20 protein-coding genes are annotated in these 17,543 nt (G+C 45.6%); 13 read left to right on the top strand and 7 right to left on the bottom strand.

What is annotated here, in order from left to right; all coding sequences use genetic code 11:
- Positions 1-160: 160 nt before the first annotated feature.
- Positions 161-286, bottom strand: a complete 126-nt coding sequence (locus tag GGU45_RS06095) for a hypothetical protein (RefSeq protein ID WP_435222949.1) — start codon at positions 284-286, stop codon at positions 161-163.
- A 358-nt stretch (positions 287-644) separates the two neighbouring features.
- Here GGU45_RS06095 and GGU45_RS06090 point away from each other — a divergent pair, with 358 nt between their 5' ends.
- The 3 genes from GGU45_RS06090 to GGU45_RS06080 are packed head-to-tail and all read left to right on the top strand — an operon-like array spanning position 645 to position 3,497.
- Positions 645-1,334 (top strand): hypothetical protein, encoded by a 690-nt coding sequence (locus GGU45_RS06090; protein WP_435222947.1) that lies wholly within the window; start codon positions 645-647, stop codon positions 1,332-1,334.
- A 9-nt stretch (positions 1,335-1,343) separates the two neighbouring features.
- The gene (locus GGU45_RS06085) at positions 1,344-2,453 is read left to right on the top strand and encodes a hypothetical protein (protein ID WP_435222945.1); all 1,110 of its coding nucleotides are present in this window, start codon (positions 1,344-1,346) and stop codon (positions 2,451-2,453) included.
- A 27-nt stretch (positions 2,454-2,480) separates the two neighbouring features.
- On the top strand, positions 2,481-3,497 hold the full coding sequence (locus tag GGU45_RS06080) for a hypothetical protein (RefSeq protein ID WP_435222944.1): 1,017 nt from the start codon (positions 2,481-2,483) through the stop codon (positions 3,495-3,497).
- 198 nt (positions 3,498-3,695) lie between these two features.
- On the opposite strand, the gene GGU45_RS06075 is transcribed toward GGU45_RS06080, so the two are convergent.
- Positions 3,696-4,175, bottom strand: coding sequence for a hypothetical protein (locus GGU45_RS06075; RefSeq protein ID WP_435222943.1), 480 nt, complete (start codon positions 4,173-4,175; stop codon positions 3,696-3,698).
- Positions 4,176-4,310: 135 nt separating this feature from the next.
- Positions 4,311-4,994 carry a DUF4290 domain-containing protein gene (locus GGU45_RS06070; RefSeq protein ID WP_435222941.1) on the bottom strand — a complete coding sequence of 228 codons (684 nt, stop codon included), beginning with the start codon at positions 4,992-4,994 and terminating at the stop codon, positions 4,311-4,313.
- A gap of 131 nt (positions 4,995-5,125) precedes the next feature.
- Here GGU45_RS06070 and GGU45_RS06065 point away from each other — a divergent pair, with 131 nt between their 5' ends.
- From GGU45_RS06065 to GGU45_RS06030, 8 genes are all read left to right on the top strand, one after another.
- Positions 5,126-6,199, top strand: a complete 1,074-nt coding sequence (locus tag GGU45_RS06065; protein ID WP_435222939.1) for a glycosyltransferase — start codon at positions 5,126-5,128, stop codon at positions 6,197-6,199.
- A gap of 46 nt (positions 6,200-6,245) precedes the next feature.
- Positions 6,246-6,593: a gliding motility protein GldC gene (gldC, locus tag GGU45_RS06060; RefSeq protein WP_435222937.1), complete on the top strand. Its 348-nt coding sequence runs from the start codon at positions 6,246-6,248 to the stop codon at positions 6,591-6,593.
- A 72-nt stretch (positions 6,594-6,665) separates the two neighbouring features.
- Positions 6,666-7,118: a GatB/YqeY domain-containing protein gene (locus tag GGU45_RS06055; RefSeq protein ID WP_435222935.1), complete on the top strand. Its 453-nt coding sequence runs from the start codon at positions 6,666-6,668 to the stop codon at positions 7,116-7,118.
- A 10-nt stretch (positions 7,119-7,128) separates the two neighbouring features.
- Positions 7,129-7,644, top strand: a complete 516-nt coding sequence (locus GGU45_RS06050) for a CvpA family protein (protein WP_435222933.1) — start codon at positions 7,129-7,131, stop codon at positions 7,642-7,644.
- Positions 7,645-7,771: 127 nt separating this feature from the next.
- The gene (locus GGU45_RS06045) at positions 7,772-8,554 is read left to right on the top strand and encodes an alpha/beta fold hydrolase (protein ID WP_435222931.1); all 783 of its coding nucleotides are present in this window, start codon (positions 7,772-7,774) and stop codon (positions 8,552-8,554) included.
- A 32-nt stretch (positions 8,555-8,586) separates the two neighbouring features.
- Positions 8,587-9,246, top strand: a complete 660-nt coding sequence (locus GGU45_RS06040) for a CBS domain-containing protein (protein WP_435222929.1) — start codon at positions 8,587-8,589, stop codon at positions 9,244-9,246.
- Between the two features lie 26 nt (positions 9,247-9,272).
- Positions 9,273-10,763, top strand: coding sequence for a POTRA domain-containing protein (locus tag GGU45_RS06035; protein ID WP_435222928.1), 1,491 nt, complete (start codon positions 9,273-9,275; stop codon positions 10,761-10,763).
- 58 nt (positions 10,764-10,821) lie between these two features.
- The gene (locus tag GGU45_RS06030; protein ID WP_435222926.1) at positions 10,822-11,700 is read left to right on the top strand and encodes an NAD kinase; all 879 of its coding nucleotides are present in this window, start codon (positions 10,822-10,824) and stop codon (positions 11,698-11,700) included.
- Between the two features lie 52 nt (positions 11,701-11,752).
- Here GGU45_RS06030 and GGU45_RS06025 read toward each other — a convergent pair whose 3' ends face one another.
- Positions 11,753-12,187, bottom strand: a complete 435-nt coding sequence (locus tag GGU45_RS06025) for a hypothetical protein (RefSeq protein ID WP_435222924.1) — start codon at positions 12,185-12,187, stop codon at positions 11,753-11,755.
- 101 nt (positions 12,188-12,288) lie between these two features.
- Between GGU45_RS06025 and GGU45_RS06020 the strand changes: the two genes are divergently transcribed.
- Positions 12,289-12,492 carry a hypothetical protein gene (locus GGU45_RS06020; RefSeq protein ID WP_435222922.1) on the top strand — a complete coding sequence of 68 codons (204 nt, stop codon included), beginning with the start codon at positions 12,289-12,291 and terminating at the stop codon, positions 12,490-12,492.
- Positions 12,493-12,595: 103 nt separating this feature from the next.
- On the opposite strand, the gene rnhB is transcribed toward GGU45_RS06020, so the two are convergent.
- From rnhB to GGU45_RS06005, 3 genes are read right to left on the bottom strand one after another with little or no spacing between them, the layout of a single operon-like run.
- Positions 12,596-13,228, bottom strand: coding sequence for a ribonuclease HII (gene rnhB / locus GGU45_RS06015; RefSeq protein WP_435222920.1), 633 nt, complete (start codon positions 13,226-13,228; stop codon positions 12,596-12,598).
- Positions 13,225-14,124 carry a diacylglycerol/lipid kinase family protein gene (locus GGU45_RS06010; protein WP_435222918.1) on the bottom strand — a complete coding sequence of 300 codons (900 nt, stop codon included), beginning with the start codon at positions 14,122-14,124 and terminating at the stop codon, positions 13,225-13,227. The genes rnhB and GGU45_RS06010 overlap by 4 nt, the downstream gene beginning before the upstream one ends.
- An 8-nt stretch (positions 14,125-14,132) precedes the next feature.
- The gene (locus tag GGU45_RS06005) at positions 14,133-15,182 is read right to left on the bottom strand and encodes a 3-oxoacyl-ACP synthase III family protein (RefSeq protein ID WP_435222916.1); all 1,050 of its coding nucleotides are present in this window, start codon (positions 15,180-15,182) and stop codon (positions 14,133-14,135) included.
- Between the two features lie 338 nt (positions 15,183-15,520).
- Here GGU45_RS06005 and typA point away from each other — a divergent pair, with 338 nt between their 5' ends.
- Positions 15,521-17,329, top strand: coding sequence for a translational GTPase TypA (gene typA / locus GGU45_RS06000; protein ID WP_435222914.1), 1,809 nt, complete (start codon positions 15,521-15,523; stop codon positions 17,327-17,329).
- Positions 17,330-17,543: the final 214 nt, after the last annotated feature.

Here is a 17,543-nt window from a genome sequence, read left to right as displayed (position 1 = left end):
AGGGATAGTTCTTTCTCCGGTAGCTAAAGCCTATACTGCCGTTGTGCTATACTGGTCAAGGGATAAAAAACTGAACATTCCCCCGATGTGTAAAAGTCACCAATTCATCCCCCGATAAATGGGGGAGAAATATATATATTGTTTGTCCAAACAGCATTATTTATTGCTGGTCTTTTTTTGGTTTCAGCGCAACAATGACCGGGTTGCTCATTACCGACCCTGTTGTAAACAGGTTGTAAAGGGCCGGATGCTCCTGTTGCGAGGGTTTTGCGCCGGTGACCAGCATATTTTGAAACAGGAGTTTGGCGGAAACAACCGTATATAAAAAGTTATTATAAGCGCCATACACCCGGTCTTCAAAAAGAGGGAGGTAGTTTATTTTTTTATCGCTTCCTACACCGGCCAGCCAAATATAATGTTTGGTGGCGGGATTGTAAAGCAGCGGGTTGTTCAGCTTTGCTGAAGATTGCAGGTTTACACAGATAATGCCATTGGCCAGCTGATAAAAATCGGCGCAGTTCCATATTTTCTTCAGGCCTTCGCTCGCTCATTTCTTTCATTTACCGGCAATCGCCCTCCACTCGCCGCCAGGATACCGCTTTTTCTGCGTAGTTTTTGTATTTTAGCTTTAGATTTTATTGAATATGGATATAAAGCCTGGAAAAAACAGTTCCGGTATTCTCCGGAATATTAAAAGACTGATTTTTGAAGACGATGAAACTGTACATGAGGAACCCGGGGAGCCGGCCCCCCCTCCGTCTGTTCCGGTAAAACCGGTTACCGTTTATGCACGCCCTGCTGAAGCGGGCGCTGCGCCGGGCAGCGATCTGAAAGAAATGAAGGCGCGGGTACTGGAGTTGCTGGAAAAGTTAAATGAAGAGGGGATCGACTTTTTTGAAGTGTGGAACGCCGCTGCGGATATGGGTACCATTGATGCGGGCTCTATCAGGGCAGCTTTTACTTCACTAAAATATGTTGATAAGTCGCTTACCAAAGAGCGGCTGCTGAGCAGCGCAAGAAATTATGCCGCAAAAATACAGGGAGTTATCGACCAGGATGTAGCACAAAAACAAAACCAGAAGCAAACGGTTCAGGACAACCTGGTAAAGGAGAAACAACTGCTCGAAAGGGAAATAGGCGAATTGGAAACAAAGATCAAAGAATTGCAGCGCAAATTATCGGAAAAACAACAATCCTATAAAGCGCTGGATGGAAAATATGACGGTCAGCTCAAAGATATCGATCAAAAAATATCCCTTGGGCGATCAGCAGTAAATGAAGTGGTCCATGATATTCAACAGGCCATTTCCATTATTGAACAAAACATAAATTAAAATCGGAACATGTCAGAAAAATCACAGATTATCAATATCCCGGCAGAAATCAAAAGTCAGCTGCCCATCTTTCAGGTATTAGGCGATCATTTGCCGGCACAGGTAATAACACCCGAAGGAAAAAAGACGATCTCCGCCGTATTTTTCTGGGCCCTGGTCATTGGCGGTGCATTTGCATTTTTTAAGTACCTGGATGTACTGGTTGCGTATGCCCGGAAGAGTGTATGGCTGGTTGTTTTTGGCATCCTGCTGATTACCCTGTTGCTGCTGGCGCCAAAGATCGTTTCCCTGCTGCATCGCCTGGGAACCGTACTGCTGTTTAAGGGAGAGAAAGAGATCATCCGTAAGAATCCTATTGAAACCCTGCAGTTGCTGGAGCGGGATGCAAAAGACACGTTGAAGCGGGTAAAAAATAAGATCGCTAATGTGGATGGTGTACGTATTGATATGATCACCAGCGGTGAAAATGCGCAAAAAACGGCAGAAGAAAAATACCAGTATGCAAGACGGTTTACAACCGAAGCGGCCGACCTGGAGGAAAGGGCAAAACAGACGGCAACAGGCGGCAATAATGAAAAAGCAAATGAACTGACCCGTGATGCAAAAGAAACCCGGACCAAGGCCTTCCTGTTGGGGAAGGAAGGAGAGGCCGAAGAACAAAATGCCCGGAGTTATGCACAGTATGCCAACCAGTTTAGCAAGGTGCTGGAGGTATTAAAAGATAATGAAAGCGCCGCGCGTATTTATGTGAGCACGCTCAACAGCAGCATTTCCATCATCGCCAAGAAATTAGAAGCCACACAAAAGATGAAAAGTGCCACCGAAGGACTTGCCGATGTGTTTAACATAAAAGACGGATGGGCCTTTCAGGAAGCCATGAATGCGGCTACCGGGGCCATTAGCCAGAACATTGCCTCCATCCGCTCCAACCTCGACTTCCTGGATCAGAACAATAATGTTACCGTGGGCGGCACCCCCTCCCAAAGCGAACTGGAGGCCTTTATAAAAAAAGTGGATGAGCGCAATCTGAAAGTGCTGAATGTAACGGAAGTGGCCAATGCCGGCTATGAACTGAAACCGGAAGAAAAAGTAGACAAAGGTTTTTCATTGCTCGATTAATCAAACAACAAAACAGATACATATACTATGGAACAAAGATCAACCTGGTCGCGCCTGCGCTGGCCTATTAAAGCTTTTATTATTGCCGTTCCCATTTTCCTGATCGGTTACTGGGGGTATAAAAGCGGGGTATTTAACAGCCATGACGATGTAAAGACCGAAACTACAGCAACGGCGGCCAATGGCGGTAATGATGAGGGTGCAAAACCTTCTGAAACAAAAGCAGCGGCTTCCGGCAGAACCTTTAATTATGAGCCGGAAAAGCCTGTAAACGGCGAGCTGAAAGGCGTGGTGGAAGTAGGCGCTTCCGGCTTTAACTCGTTCATCATAAACGTGGACGCGGAAAAACGCTGGGAGATCGTGTCTAAAGACTTTGGTCAGTCCTTTGCCTATGAGGGGATGGCTACTACGGAGGATATCCGGGCGGGCCTGAAGAAGTATATCGGCAATATGTTTGATAAAGGCGTACGTTCCAAAAATGTACATTTCGTCATCAGCTCCGGAGCGCAGAAAGAACCCAAAACGGCCATCATCGCATCTGAGCTAAAGAAGATGGGGTATGTGGTAAACCTGGTAACACCAGATCAGGAGGGAAAACTGGCATTAAAGTCGGTGTTGCCCAAAGCTTACCGGGATAACTCATTTGTAACGGATATTGGCTCAGGAAATACAAAGATATCCTGGGTAAATGCCGGCGACAATGTACAGGCGGTAGAAACCCCCGGTGCCAAATATTATGAAAAGGATATGAAAGACGATGCGGTTTACAGCCAGGTAAAAGCGGCGGCCTCAAAGATTCCTTCTGATAAACGCGAAGTATGTTTTATTCTGGGAGGGGTTCCCTTTGAGCTGGCTAAGGAAATCCGGAATGGCGAGGAGCGGTACACGGTGCTGAATGATCCTGGTACGTATAAATCGGATAAGGTAAAAACAAAGAGCGGTGTCAACATCTACAAAGCGATCAAAGACGCTACCAATTGTGATACCTTCGTATTTGACTGGGATGCCAACTTTACCATCGGCTTTTTGCTGTCGATGAAATAAATATACTTCGCCTGGGACAAATTAATGCGTTTTTTATAGCAATCCATTCATTCCCGCTCAGCATAACGAAATATTTGCAAAAAGAGGCCCGGCTTCAAGAGTAGCCGGGCCTCTTTGGTTATATTTGGTACAGTAAAAAAAAACTAAATTGCAACTGAATTTTAGTTGCAATGAGCAAAATGAAGCAGGCCGTGTTTATTAAAACTTATAAGCCAGCGTTGCCGAACGGCCGCCCGCGTCAAATGAAACCCTTTTTGAATATTTTTTCAGCCGGTTGTTGCCAATGGCCCACATGGTAATACCTCCTCCCAGTGCCATAATACCTCCAGCAATACCCATTGCACCTACAATAATTTTTGCTTCGCCCGGCGTGTCGTCTGTATAATAATTGTATCCGTTATTACTTTGATCCTCCCCCGCGGCAATTAAAGCAATACCTCCTGCAACACAGGCAATGCCCCCGCTGGTTAAGACAATACCGGCCCTTCTTAATTTCTGCCATTGTTCAGCGGTTTTTTCCCGTCTGAAATAGGCAGGACTTTGTGACTGGAATACGCTTTTTGATGGTGGATCTTTTAAAAGCAGCCCGGAAGAAGGAATAGTTGCTTTTACCAGGTCATTTTGGGCGCCAGCAGTTATGGCGGCACCCATTGCCATAAGCAGCAATAGTTTTTTCATGTTGAATGTTTTTTTAGATCAAGAGATAGTCCAACGAATATAATTGTTTTGAAAGCAAAGCGGCAAAAGATTCTGTTAAAAGCCTTAGCATAAAAAAGCCCGGATAAAACCGGGCGCTTATCAGGTGTAAATACTTTAAATAAACCGTTTTTTCTTAAAATTGCCGTTCCCGTTCCCGTTGCGGCGGTTGCCGCTCCCGTTTCCGTTGTTCCCGTTGCGTTGCTGGAACTTGTTGCGTTTACTAAAGTTGCCTTTATCACGATCACGCCCGTTGTCGGGACGAAACGCCTTAACGCTCGGTGTATTGGTGAACGTCAGCTGCCCGTTTGTAATATCGCTCAACTCGCTCTGGATGGCATCATCATGCACAATTTCTTTATGCCAGTTGCTGTACGCCAGTTTCATGTAGTAGGCAATACTGTTGGCAAAGCCCTGTTTTTTGTCGGCATCCGTTTCCTCCAGCGCCTTTTCAATCAGGCCTTCAAGATTTGATCCCAGGTGCGCCAGTTTTGAACTGCGGGTGGGGTAGGGAATGGGTGTTGGTTTGGCACTCAGTTCTTCAGGGGTAGGTGCGGGGTAGGGGGCATCCACATCCAGCTTAAAATCAGAAATCTGGAAAAGATGGTCCCACAATTTATGTTTATAGTCCTCTACGTTTTTCAACGAGGGGTTCAGGATGCCCATTAGTTCAATAACGGCGTGGGCATTTTTCTTCCTTTGTTCGGGGTCTTCAATGGTTAGGATATACTCCACCATTTTTTGCACATTACGACCATACTCCCGTATAGTCAGATGGTTCCTTGTTGTATTATATTCCATAAAAATGTTTGGGATCGCTCAAATGTATGTAAGTTCAATATCAGGATACATTATACCTTTGCAGCTAAATACAAAGATAAATAAAAATTAAACAGGGACTAAACATAAATTTCTATTAATCGGGGTACCAGGTGTCAATCGCAGTTTATAGCAGCAATTCAGAAGATGATCCGTTTTTGGATCCATTTAATACACTGATAGTAAATGTTTTACAATCCGAATGGTCGGGTGGGGGCCTCCTTGTTTTTTCAAGGAGCAAGGGGCCTGTTCCCGTAACGGTTGATCCGGGTGTCCGGATTGCTCTTCTTTCAAAAAGAAGGGAAGGGTTTCTCGGCCGCTCCCTTGAAAAAAGCCGGGTGCTGCCCCGGTTATTAAGAAAAAATAAGATCCGCGCCCTCATTTTAACGGATATAAAAGATACACTCCGGTTTCCCATACCACAATTCCTGTTGTTGCAAAACGCAGCCGGCTATACATCAAAACAGCTACCGGCCCTGCAAAAGCTGGCCGGCATCGTAGTTAGCTCAGGGCTTCTTAAAAGCATGTTGGTTGAAAATACAGGTCTGGATCCGGAAAAGGTACTGGTAGTAGAAGGATTGCTGCTGCCGGGGCTCAAACCCCCGGAGGCGCTGGCACAGCTTGATTTTAAAAACCGGGTTACTGCCGGGCGGGAATTCTTTATTTGCGCGGACACGCAATGGAGCCGCAAGCAATTGCTTACGCTGCTCAAAGCTTTCTCGCAGTTCAAAAAAATGCAGCAATCCGGCTGGAAGCTGCTGCTTACACAAAGAGGGCGCCATCCCGGGCGCGCATTCAGCACTGTTTTTGATGTGCTGGATACCTACAAATACCGGGAAGACGTGATACTTTTTGAGAGCTCCGGAGCGCCGGACTATGCAATGGCATTGGGGGCCGCCTATGCCGCCATTACTTTTGCGCAGGAGGATGCGTTTCCTGCTGCCGCCGCCGAAGCATTAACCTGCCAGGTTCCCGTGGTAGCAGCAATTACAGGAAGGGAACCGTTGCACCCGGATGTTTTTTTATTTGAGGCAGCACAGGAAGCATCCCTCGCTCAGCGGATGATGGAGCTTTACAAAAATGAGGGGTTACGCCTGCAATTTATACAACGGTATGAGCAGCACCCCCTGAAGCTGAGCCCCGATGCCGGTTTAAGCCTTCTGAAGAAACGGTTGTTGCAGGCCTGATGGTGAATGCTTACATTTGCGGTTCTTAGCTTAAAATAACAGAAGGATGAAATCAGCGATTACAATAAATGTTGAACTGGATGACGACAAAGTGCCGTCCGAAATAAGCTGGAATGCAACGGCCAGCACTGCGGAAAAGGAAAAAAGGGCCAAGGCGGTGTTGCTTTCCTTATGGGACGGAGCAGAACGGGCCGCGCTGCGGATTGATCTCTGGACCAAAGAGATGATGGTAGATGAAATGGCCGATTTTTTTTACCAGTCGCTTATGACCATGGCGGATACTTACGGGCGTGCCACTCAGTATCACGACCAGGTAGCGGAGATGAAGGAGTTTGCTCAGGAATTTTATAAGAAATTCCAGGAAAAACAACTGGAGCAGCAAAAAGCAACGTAATGCTGGATGCAGAATGCTTAGCGCCCAACACGAAATGTTAAAACCGGATCTCAAATCTCAAACCCCCATACCATGTCACTGGAACAAACCATTAATGACGATATAAAAAAAGCAATGCTGGCCAGGCAGGAAGTGGCATTGCGCAGTTTAAGAGCCATTAAAGCCGCTATTTTACTGGCCAAAACGGCGGAAGGCGCCAAAGACAGCCTGTCGGCAGATGATGAAATAAAGCTGGTGCAAAAGCTGGTGAAGCAGCGGAAAGATGCGCTGGAGATCTTTGAAAAACAAAATCGCCCTGACCTGGCACAAAAGGAAAAGGAAGAAATTGAGGTACTGGACAAGTATCTTCCGGCGCAACTGAGCGAGGAGGAAATAAAACCCATTATAGCTGGTTTTATTGCACAAACAGGGGCTTCCGGCCCGGCTGATATGGGTAAAGTAATGGGCCTGGCTTCAAAGGAGCTGGCCGGAAAGGCAGACGGGAAGACCATTGCCGCCCTGGTAAAGGAATTGCTGGCTCAATAAAGAGCAATGGATGATTATTGACATTGTCTTTGCAGTTCTTTTATGCGCGGCTGTTTTTAAAGGTTACCGGAAAGGATTGATCGTAGGCCTTTTTTCATACCTGGCGCTTGTTATTGGCCTGGCTGCAGCTATGAAGTTATCCGCTGTTGTAGCTGGTAAAATGGGCACCATCGTAAAACTATCCGACAAATGGCTTCCGGTTGTAGCCTTTGCAGTGGTCCTGCTGGGGGTGGTACTGCTGGTAAACTGGGTGGCCCGGCTTCTTCAATTTTCTGTAGAAAAGATGATGCTGGGGTGGGTAAACCGGTTTGGAGGAATCTTCCTGTTTGCGATGCTCTATATTGCGGTTTATGCAGTTTTGCTGTTTTACCTGAATCAGCTACGTTTGTTACCGGAGTCAACCGTCACCGGGTCTGCTACTTTTGGTTTTATAGAGCAGTTTGGAAAACGGGTAATACAGGCTACGGGTTTCCTGATTCCGGGCTTTAGGAACCTGTTTGAGCAGCTGGAACAGTTTTTTAATTAAAAAATTAATAATTTAACTATTGTTTTCAGAATATTCTTTTTATAAAATTTAATACTTTTATATAAATTAACATTTTGATTCATTATTAAAATCAATATATTAGCAGCCATATTGCTATTACTACGGAATGGAATACGAAATAAAACAGCACGATAAGTTTAGATACATTGAGGAAGGCGAGGGACAAACGCTGGTGCTGTTGCATGGCTTGTTTGGAGCTTTAAGCAATTTTAGTGATCTGATCAATTATTTTAAGAATCATGTTAAAGTAGTTGTGCCCATGCTGCCGCTGCTCGAAATGGATATCCTGAATACCAGTGTGAGCGGCTTGGCTAAGTATGTGAATAAATTTATTGAAACCAGGGGGTATGATAATGTACACCTGCTGGGCAACTCACTGGGAGGCCATGTAGGGCTTGTATATCTTTTAAGGAACGAACCACAGGTGGTAAAATCGCTGATCCTTACCGGGAGCTCGGGCCTCTTCGAAAACGGTATGGGCGACAGTTATCCCAAAAGAGGAAACCGGGAGTACATCCGGAAGAAAACGGAATATACGTTCTATAACCCGGCAATGGCAACCGAAGAGCTGGTAGATGAGGTGTTTGACATCACCAATAACCGGTTAAAAGTGATCAAAATTATTGCATTGGCCAAGAGTGCAATCCGTAATAATCTTGGCGAAGAGTTAAGCCGGATAACCATTCCCGCCCTTTTGATATGGGGTAAGAATGACAATATTACCCCGCCTTTTGTGGCAGATGAGTTTAAAAAACTGCTGCCAAACAGCGAGCTTCATTTTATTGATCAGTGCGGACATGCTCCCATGATGGAGGTTCCGGCAGAGTTTAATAAAATTTTACTTAATTTTTTACAAAGACTGGGAGCCGTTGCAACAAAAGTCTCCTGAAGGCTGTCTTAGGTGTAAAGACAGGCAGTATCATGTTAGTTAAGGATCTATCATTTGAAGCATTGCCACAATTAAAATTGTCGGACCGGGTTTATCAGGTACTAAGCCTGATGCAGGAGCATCATGTGACGGATCTTGCCGTTACCAACGAAGGAAAACTGGCAGGCCTGGTTAATGAAAATGCCTTGTTAGACGTAGATGACGGGCTTTCTATAGGGGAAATGCCGCAGCCCTTAAACAGCTACTCTGTAAAAGAGGACGAGCATTTTTTAAAAGCATTTGCTTTAGCCAGCGCACATCATTTAACGGTGGTGCCGGTTGTTGATAAAGAAAACAATTTTGTGGGCGCCATTGAGTCCGGCACGCTTTCCGAATATGTGGCGGACTTTCTCCAGCTCCAGGATCCCGGGGCGCTGATTGTTTTCGAAATTGATTCAAATCAATATTCTTTTTCTGAGATCACAAAAATAGTGGAGGCAAACGATGCCCGTATCACTCAATTGAATACCCGGCCCGTCAGAGAACGTAATGCACTCGAAATTACGATCCGGATTAATAAACCGGAAGTGTCGGATATTGTAGCCAGTTTTCAGCGTTATGATTATAATGTGCGCTATTATTTTGGGGAAGAATTATACACCAATGAACTTAAAGAAAATTACGAAAACCTTATGAACTACCTTAATATATAGTATTGCAACCGTAATTATCTTTAGATGTGAAAATTTTACCTCTGAGAAATAGATTTACGCTTCTCATCCTTCTTTTATTGGGGTGCTATACAGACCTGTTTGCCCAGGTGGATACAACCGTCACCGTCAGGGAAGTTAACAAAGCTTCGCCCGTTACACAAAATGATCCCAGGATCGACAGCCTGCCGCATTCAATGACCCGGGCATTCGTTATCCGGGATATTGTATTTGAAGGGAATAGAAAAACACAGGATACGATCCTGCTGCGGGAACTGCCCTTCAAAAAAGGAGACTCCATCCACCTGGAGAAAATTCCGGAGTTGTTCGAGCTGGCCAAAACAAGGATCCTGAACCTGAACCTGTTTCAAAAAGGAAATGTATCAATACTGTTGTTTGACCCACCCTATGTGGATATTAAAATAAGGGTAACGGAGAAATTGTACCTGCTGCCGCTCCCTTATTTTAAGCCGGTAGACCGGAACCTGAACCAATGGCTGTTTGAAAAAGGCGCCAGTACTGCCAGGATCGATTATGGCGCAAAACTGCTATGGGACAATGTAACCGGCGCCAATGATAAGCTGCGTTTTTATTTTATTACGGGGTATACACGACAACTGAGCTTTAGCTACCTGCGGCCCTATATTGACAAACAATTAAAATGGGGGATTAATATAAAGGTAGATCTGGGCAAGAACCATGAAGTGCTGTATAATACCATTGGCGACAAACAACAGTTTATAAAAGATACCAACTTTTTGAAGAATTTTTTTGACAGCAGGCTTGAATTTTCTTACCGGAAAAAGATTTACACCAGGCATTACTTTGGGGTGGGCTTTCACTCGCTCCGGCTGGGCGATACGGTGTTTCGCCTCAATCCTGACGTAATCAATCACAGCGGCGAACAGATAAGGTATGGCGAATTGTTTTACCGGATGCGCTATGAAAATGTAGATTTTATACCCTATCCCACCCAGGGGCATGCCGCAGAAGTCTTAGTATCCAAACAAGGGTTCAACAATGCTATGAACCTTTGGCAGTTAACCGCAAAAGCGGTGGGCTACTGGCGGTTGGGCAAGCTCTCCTATTATAGCCTGGGCGCCAGCGGTACACTAAAAGTGCCGTTTAAACAGCCTTATTATAACCAGCAACTGCTGGGCTATGGCGACATGTTTTTACGGGGCTACGAGTATTATGTAACGGACGGCGTGGCCGGAGGTTTTGTCAGTGGCTCACTGGCAACAAGGCTTACAAACTTCAGTTTTTCGCCTCCTGTTCTCAGAAGCAAGTTCCCAGATGCCGTACCACTCAAAATTTACAGCAAAATATTTGGGAATGCGGGCTACGTGTACAACCCGCATCCCGGGCCGGGCAACCGGTTGCCCAACAGACTCTTGCTTGGCGGCGGTATAGGGTTTGATATTTTTACGATTAACAACGTTACCCTGAAAATAGAATTCTCTTATAACCACTTAGGTGAAAACGGTATATATTTACAGAAGAAGGAGGATGTGTTTTAAAATGAAAACTTTAATCATCAAGGCTACATTCGGCCATTAAAACCATAAAAGTTTCCGGATGACAATTGCCGTTTACAGTAGGGGTATTGATCAGCTACAGCTCGAAGATGTAAAAACGTTTTTTCAGGAACTGGAGGCCTATGGCCTGGGTTATACTGTGTTTCGTCCCTTTTTTGAGGAAATAAAAGACGATATAGGTCTGGATGACCTTACCCGGGTTTTTGAGCAAACAGCCGATCTTTCCAGGGATATAGAATGTATAGTAAGCCTGGGCGGCGATGGTACCTTGCTGGATACGGTGGCTCTGGTTATGGACAGGCCCATTGCCATTATGGGGATTAACTTTGGCCGGCTGGGATTTTTATCCAGTATTGGCCGCGATAATCTGCGCCTTGCGATAAAGTCGCTGGCACTGCGGACTTATGTAACCGAGCAGCGAACCCTGGTGCACCTGGATGCAGACATTTCCTTATTCGGAGATAAGCCTTTTGGCTTGAATGAATTTGCCATTCACAAAAGAGATACGGCGTCCATGCTGAAGATTCATACCTACATCAATGGCGAATTTCTGAATGTATATTGGGCAGATGGTCTTGTAGTGGCAACACCTACAGGCTCAACCGGCTATTCTTTAAGTTGCGGCGGCCCCATCGTTTTTCCGGACTCGGGGAATTTTGTTATTACGCCGGTTGCCCCGCATCACCTCAATATGCGCTCTCTGGTGGTAAACGATAACAGTATCATTTCCTTTGACATTGAAAGCCGATCGGATGATATCATCTGTGCACTGGATTCCCGCAGGGAAATTGTGACAAAAAACGTTTCGCTGGCCGTAAAAAAAGAATCGTTTACGATTGCGCTGGTTCGCCTCAGCGAGAACAATTTCCTGCATACGCTGCAAACAAAACTGATATGGGGGCTTGACCGGCGAAATTAAAAAAGCACGGATTGTGGCCGTGCTGCAACGTATATTATAATAGTCAGGAATATCAGGAACCCGATTCGGTATTTTCTGTTTTTTCTTCCTTATCTTTTTTCTTCTTTTTAAAGGGGTTGGGCGGCTTGGGTGGATGCTGCGGGCGACGGTCTTCCTTTTCTACCTTGGTTTCTTTAGCGTCTGCATTTGAATCTTTTGATTCCCTGGACGCGGTCTCTTTTTTATCGCTCTTTCCTTCCTTTTCTTCTTTGTTTTTTACATGGCGTTCGTGTTCGCCTTTCCAGAAATCCCGCTGATCAGTGCCTACTTTTTTCCAGAAGTCTTTCTGCCGTTCGTGGCGCTCCTCCGGAGTTTCTTTTTCAGCTTTCTTCGATTTTTTTGTATCCGATTTGGTCTCTGTTTTTTTATCGTCTGGTTTAGAACTCTGCGCATAGGAAGCGCTCAGGAGGCCCATACCCAACAGTAAAAGAAAAAAAGATTTTTTCATATATATGTTTCATTTAAATAGTAAATGCTCAAAAAACGCCATCAAATTTATTGAAAAACCGGTGCCTCCTCTATACCTGATTCAGGGTATATTTTATTTTTATGGATGCGGAGGCAGCGGTGGTCTGGGCGGCAGTGGTGGCCGGGGCGGGTGTTGCGGGCGCCGGTGCCTTACAGGCCGGTAATGGGCGTGCCGTTTTTTATCGTATTTTTTATGATGCTGCTTTTTGGGTTTGTAATGATGTGGTGCATGAAGCCCCGGCGGATGCGGAGGTCTTGGCGGTCGCGGTTGCGCAGACGAAGTAAAGATGGCAAATACTGCTACCATTACTAAAAGGAGCCATTTTTTCATATCTGTGGATTTGTATTTTTAAACAACTTCTTAGGCTATATTCAAAATCAATGCCATTCAGTTATTTACTGATAACAAAGACTCCGGCAAAATATTAAAACTTTTCCGGTGATGTTTGCAGATTCCGTTTTCTTCGATGGCTATCCGGTGCTTTAAAGTGCCATAGCCCTTGTTGGAGATCCAATGGTAATGAGGAAATTCTTCATGAATTCGTTGCATATAGGCATCCCGGTAAGTTTTGGCCAATATGCTTGCCGCCGCTATATGCGCATATTTGCTATCACCTTTAACAATACAGGCATGAGGCACCTGGTTATAGGGAACAAAATAATTGCCATCAACGGCGATGAAGGCTGCCGCGGGGTTAAGGGCGTCGAGGGCCAGGTGCATGGCTTTTTGGGATGCCTTCAGGATATTGGTGGAGTCGATTTCCTCCACCCCTACCTGTGCTACAGCAAAAGCAATCGCATTTGCTTCAATATAGCTACGTAATTCCGCGCGAACAGCTGCCTTCAGCAATTTGCTGTCGTTTAGCAATGGATGATAAAAATTGTTGGGAAGGATGACCGCTGCGGCAAATACCGGACCTGCATAGCAACCCCTGCCGGCCTCATCGCAACCGGCTTCCAGCAGCTCCTCCTGGTAGGTAAGCTGTAGTGTCGGAACGTCATATTTAGCTCGTTGTGTCATTGTGCCAGCAACTTAAAGCAATTTTTTTCAATTTCTATATTCAGCTTCTTTTCGGTATCCACCGGTTCCCCGTCAATATGCATAGGGGCTTCGCTCCAGTTGCTGATGCGGATAGATTCGGTTTGAAAATAGATAATGCCGCGTTTTTTCCGGACCTCTTCAACAGACCGTACTTTATTCATACCGCCTACTTGTATCAGCGTATTGTAAAGCATGGCCATTTTGGATTGTTCGGTAACAATAACCACATCCAGCAAACCATCATTAAGGCTGGCCTTGGGTGCAATGGTAAAGTGGTTGCCAAACTGGTTGCTGTTGGCGATACTGATAAAATAGGCCTCGGTTTCAAACCGCTTTTCTCCCAGCTTTATTTTGAAGGAGTAGGGCCGCGCACCAAAAAAGTTTTTAAAAACCTGGTTTACATAAGTCATCAGCCCGCGCTGGGGCTGGTTGGCAAAGTCATGAGCCACTTTTGCATCAAAGCCCAAACCGCATAGCATGCAGGCAAATTTTCCGTTAATGCGAAATCCGTCAACCGGTATACTTCGGTTTCTGAAAACGATTTCCAGCGCTTTATGCGGTGTTTTGGGAATGCCGGCCCCAAATGCGAGGCCATTTCCCGATCCGGAGGGAATGATCCCGAACTGTACCGGCAGGTGCTTCAGGCTGTCTACCACCTGGTTTACCGTGCCATCTCCGCCCACTATAACGATATCTGTATACTTTTCACCGGTAATGGTGTCGTATAAATAGGAATAATCACCATTGGCAACGGAAGGGAAAAACGAAAAAGGGATACCGGCTCTTAATGTTTCTTTAGCAATAAGATGGGAAACGGCCTCTTTTGATTTCGTTCCCGATATCGGGTTAATGATATAGCATATTTTTCTTTTCATCTGATGATTTACCATTTTAATAGGGCGCTTCCCCAGGTGAACCCGCTGCCAAAAGCTGCCAGGCATACCAGGTCTCCTTCTTTTACCAGGCCTTTTTCCCAGGCTTCGCACAAAGCTAAGGGAACCGATGCGGCGGTGGTGTTTCCATATTTTTGAATATTGTTAAAGACCTGGTCATCGTTTAGCTTGAGCGCCTGTTGTACAAACTGGGAAATGCGCAGGTTGGCCTGGTGAGGGATCAACAGCGCCAGATCCCGGGGTTGATAATCATTCGCATTGAGTGCCTCTTGTACCACCTCCGGCAGTTTAACCACCGCTTTTTTAAAAACGGCCTGTCCATCCATATAGGGATAAAAATCTTCCTTGTCTAAAAGATCCTGAGTAATAAAAATGCCCCCATATTTTTGCGGAGGAATGGGCGGGCGCCATTCGGGGCGGTGGGCTCCTGCATGAAACCCCGGGTTGGGCATGCTCAGCACTTCAGCATCTGCGCCATCGCTGTGCAGGTGGGTGCTCAAAATGCCGCGTTCCTGATCGGGTGATGGTTGCAGGATCACTGCCCCCGCTCCATCGCCGAAGATAACTGATACGTTGCGCCCCCTTGTTGAAAAGTCCATTGCATAAGAGTGCACTTCTGCCCCTATCAGGAGGATGTTTTTATACATCCCGGTTTTGATAAACTGGTCGGCAATACTCAACCCGTATAAAAAGCCGCTGCATTGGTTTCTTACATCCAGTGCTCCAACATCTTTAAGTCCCAGTATGCGCTGCACCAGTACGCCACAGCCGGGGAAAAAGTAATCCGGGCTTAATGTGGCAAAGATCACAAAGTCAATATCCCCCGCTGTAATCCCCGCCCTTTCTATGGCTATTTTAGCGGCTTCGGCACCAATGGTCGCCGTGGTTTGTTCAAAACGGCGTACATAGCGCCGTTCCTTTATGCCGGTGCGCTCCTGTATCCACTTGTCGCTGGTATCCATAAACTGTGTCAGCTCTTCGTTGGTGACCACATTATCAGGCACATAGCTGCCAATTCCGGCAATAATTGTCCGATTCATAAAACAAATGCTTGTAAGCAGCAAGATAAATTATTTAGCGCTAAATAATTTTTTCCGGGGGACTAAGTAATTTAGAAAAATACGGATTTGTCAATGATGACATCATGAAGAAGGGGGAATTAGGCAAAAAACCGGCAGTGGAGAAGAAAAAAATAAGTCAGGAAATCGGGCGGTTTGTAAAAAATACATAATCTGTTTGTTATCAGTCAAATGCTTCCTGTAACTCCAAACAAGGGGGTAGGCCAGGTGTATTATCTTTTGATGATTTTTAGTTCAGGGACCTAAAATTTAGGCTGCCTTTCATAATTATCGTACCTTTGCGCCTCCAAATTTTAAAAATGAATTTAAGAAACATCGCAATCATCGCGCACGTAGACCACGGAAAAACCACATTAGTAGATAAAATTTTACACGCTACTTCTGTCTTCCGTGAGAACCAGGCCACCGGTGAACTGATCATGGATAACAACGATCTGGAAAGAGAGCGGGGTATTACCATTTTTAGTAAAAATGCAGCCGTTACTTACAAGGATACAAAAATTAACGTAATTGATACACCTGGTCACGCCGATTTTGGAGGAGAGGTAGAGCGTGTTTTGAAAATGGCGGACGGGGTTATTTTGCTGGTAGATGCCTTTGAAGGGCCGATGCCGCAAACCCGGTTTGTGCTACAGAAAGCACTGGCCCTGGGATTAAAACCAATTGTGGTTATTAATAAGGTAGATAAACCGAATTGCCGTCCGGATGAAGTGCATGATGCCGTATTTGATTTGTTTTTTAACCTGGATGCTACCGAAGAGCAGCTGGATTTTCCCACCTTCTACGGTTCCGGAAAGAACGGCTGGTTCAATGATTCCTTGACACAGATCGATAATATCAATCCCTTGCTGGATGGTATCCTAAAGTATGTGCCAACCCCCAAAACAGAAGAAGGCGCGCTGCAGATGCAGATCACTTCACTGGATTATTCTTCCTTCCTGGGCCGGATTGCGGTGGGTAAAGTTGGTCGCGGTGTCATTAAAGAAGGCCAGCAGATAGCCCTGATGCAAGAGGGTGGTGTAAGAAAAACCCGTGTAAAAGAGCTTTATGTATTTGAAGGCATGGGTAAGAAGAAAGTAGCCGAAGTGCAGGCGGGTGATCTTTGTGCTGTTGTGGGTATTGAAGATTTTAATATCGGTGATACCATTGCGGATGCAGAGAACCCTGAAGCGCTGCCCCGTATCAGCGTGGATGAGCCTACCATGAACATGTTGTTTGGTATTAACAACTCGCCGTTTTATGGTAAGGATGGTAAGTTTGTTACCAGCCGTCACCTGCGTGATCGCCTGGAAAAAGAAACTGAAAAAAACCTGGCTCTGCGTGTAGAAGAAAGCGAAGGAGGGGAGGCATTCCTGGTTTACGGCCGGGGTATCCTGCACCTGGGTGTATTGATTGAAACCATGCGCCGGGAGGGATATGAGTTAACCGTAGGACAGCCGCAAGTAATTACCAAGGAGATCGATGGTAAAAAACACGAACCTTTTGAAACCCTGGTGGTGGATGTTCCTGAAGAGTTTGCAAGCAAAGTGATTGACCTGGTTACCCGCCGGAAAGGAGAAATGCTGGTAATGGAAACCAAGGGCGAAATGCAGCACCTGGAATTTGAAATTCCCTCCCGCGGATTGATCGGGCTGCGTACGCAGATGCTGACCGCTACAACGGGTGAGGCCGTAATGGCACACCGCTTCTCGTCCTACCAACCCTGGAAAGGACTGATTCCCGGAAGAAATAACGGCGTTCTGATTTCTAAAAACCAGGGCAGAACAACCGGATACTCGATTGATAAATTGCAGGACCGGGGTACTTTCTTTGTAGATCCGGGTGAGGAAGTATATGCCGGACAGGTGCTTGCAGAAAACATTAAACCGGGCGACCTGATAGTAAATGCTACGGAAGAAAAGAAACTGACCAACCACCGTGCCAGCGGTAGCGATGATGCTACCCGCATTGCACCTAAGACCCTGATGACCCTGGAGGAATGTATGGAGTATATCCAGCAGGATGAATGTATTGAGGTTACCCCCAACTTTATCCGGATGCGTAAAGTAGTACTGGATGAAATTGAGCGGAACAAGATCGCAAAGAGAATGGCGGCAGAAGCTGTCTAAATAATTATAAATTAATTTCTTATACGCTTCCGGCTAATCGGGAGCGTATTTTTATGCCTAAAAATATAAATTCCGTCAGTTTAGTAACTGTATTTATATAAATTCCGTCAGTTTCTGTGTTTTTGATCTTATTGAAGAAAACGCGGGAAGCATTACTGCATAGGAAATGAAATGGAATACAGCCGCTGCAAGGCTGCCGGCAGCCTTCTCAGAA

The organism is Niabella hirudinis, assembly GCF_051201075.1.
In the GTDB taxonomy this organism is placed as follows: domain Bacteria; phylum Bacteroidota; class Bacteroidia; order Chitinophagales; family Chitinophagaceae; genus Niabella; species Niabella hirudinis.
This window is presented reverse-complemented; position numbering and strand designations above follow the sequence as displayed.

Coding starts and splice junctions, on each gene's coding strand:
- GGU45_RS06095 (WP_435222949.1), bottom strand. CDS start 286: ATGCTGGTCACCGGCGCAAAACCCTCGCAACAGGAGCATCCGGCCCTT.
- GGU45_RS06090 (WP_435222947.1), top strand. CDS start 645: ATGGATATAAAGCCTGGAAAAAACAGTTCCGGTATTCTCCGGAATATT.
- GGU45_RS06085 (WP_435222945.1), top strand. CDS start 1,344: ATGTCAGAAAAATCACAGATTATCAATATCCCGGCAGAAATCAAAAGT.
- GGU45_RS06080 (WP_435222944.1), top strand. CDS start 2,481: ATGGAACAAAGATCAACCTGGTCGCGCCTGCGCTGGCCTATTAAAGCT.
- GGU45_RS06075 (WP_435222943.1), bottom strand. CDS start 4,175: ATGAAAAAACTATTGCTGCTTATGGCAATGGGTGCCGCCATAACTGCT.
- GGU45_RS06070 (WP_435222941.1), bottom strand. CDS start 4,994: ATGGAATATAATACAACAAGGAACCATCTGACTATACGGGAGTATGGT.
- gldC (WP_435222937.1), top strand. CDS start 6,246: ATGAAATCAGCGATTACAATAAATGTTGAACTGGATGACGACAAAGTG.
- GGU45_RS06055 (WP_435222935.1), top strand. CDS start 6,666: ATGTCACTGGAACAAACCATTAATGACGATATAAAAAAAGCAATGCTG.
- GGU45_RS06050 (WP_435222933.1), top strand. CDS start 7,129: ATGATTATTGACATTGTCTTTGCAGTTCTTTTATGCGCGGCTGTTTTT.
- GGU45_RS06045 (WP_435222931.1), top strand. CDS start 7,772: ATGGAATACGAAATAAAACAGCACGATAAGTTTAGATACATTGAGGAA.
- GGU45_RS06040 (WP_435222929.1), top strand. CDS start 8,587: ATGTTAGTTAAGGATCTATCATTTGAAGCATTGCCACAATTAAAATTG.
- GGU45_RS06030 (WP_435222926.1), top strand. CDS start 10,822: ATGACAATTGCCGTTTACAGTAGGGGTATTGATCAGCTACAGCTCGAA.
- GGU45_RS06025 (WP_435222924.1), bottom strand. CDS start 12,187: ATGAAAAAATCTTTTTTTCTTTTACTGTTGGGTATGGGCCTCCTGAGC.
- GGU45_RS06020 (WP_435222922.1), top strand. CDS start 12,289: ATGGATGCGGAGGCAGCGGTGGTCTGGGCGGCAGTGGTGGCCGGGGCG.
- rnhB (WP_435222920.1), bottom strand. CDS start 13,228: ATGACACAACGAGCTAAATATGACGTTCCGACACTACAGCTTACCTAC.
- GGU45_RS06010 (WP_435222918.1), bottom strand. CDS start 14,124: ATGAAAAGAAAAATATGCTATATCATTAACCCGATATCGGGAACGAAA.
- GGU45_RS06005 (WP_435222916.1), bottom strand. CDS start 15,182: ATGAATCGGACAATTATTGCCGGAATTGGCAGCTATGTGCCTGATAAT.
- typA (WP_435222914.1), top strand. CDS start 15,521: ATGAATTTAAGAAACATCGCAATCATCGCGCACGTAGACCACGGAAAA.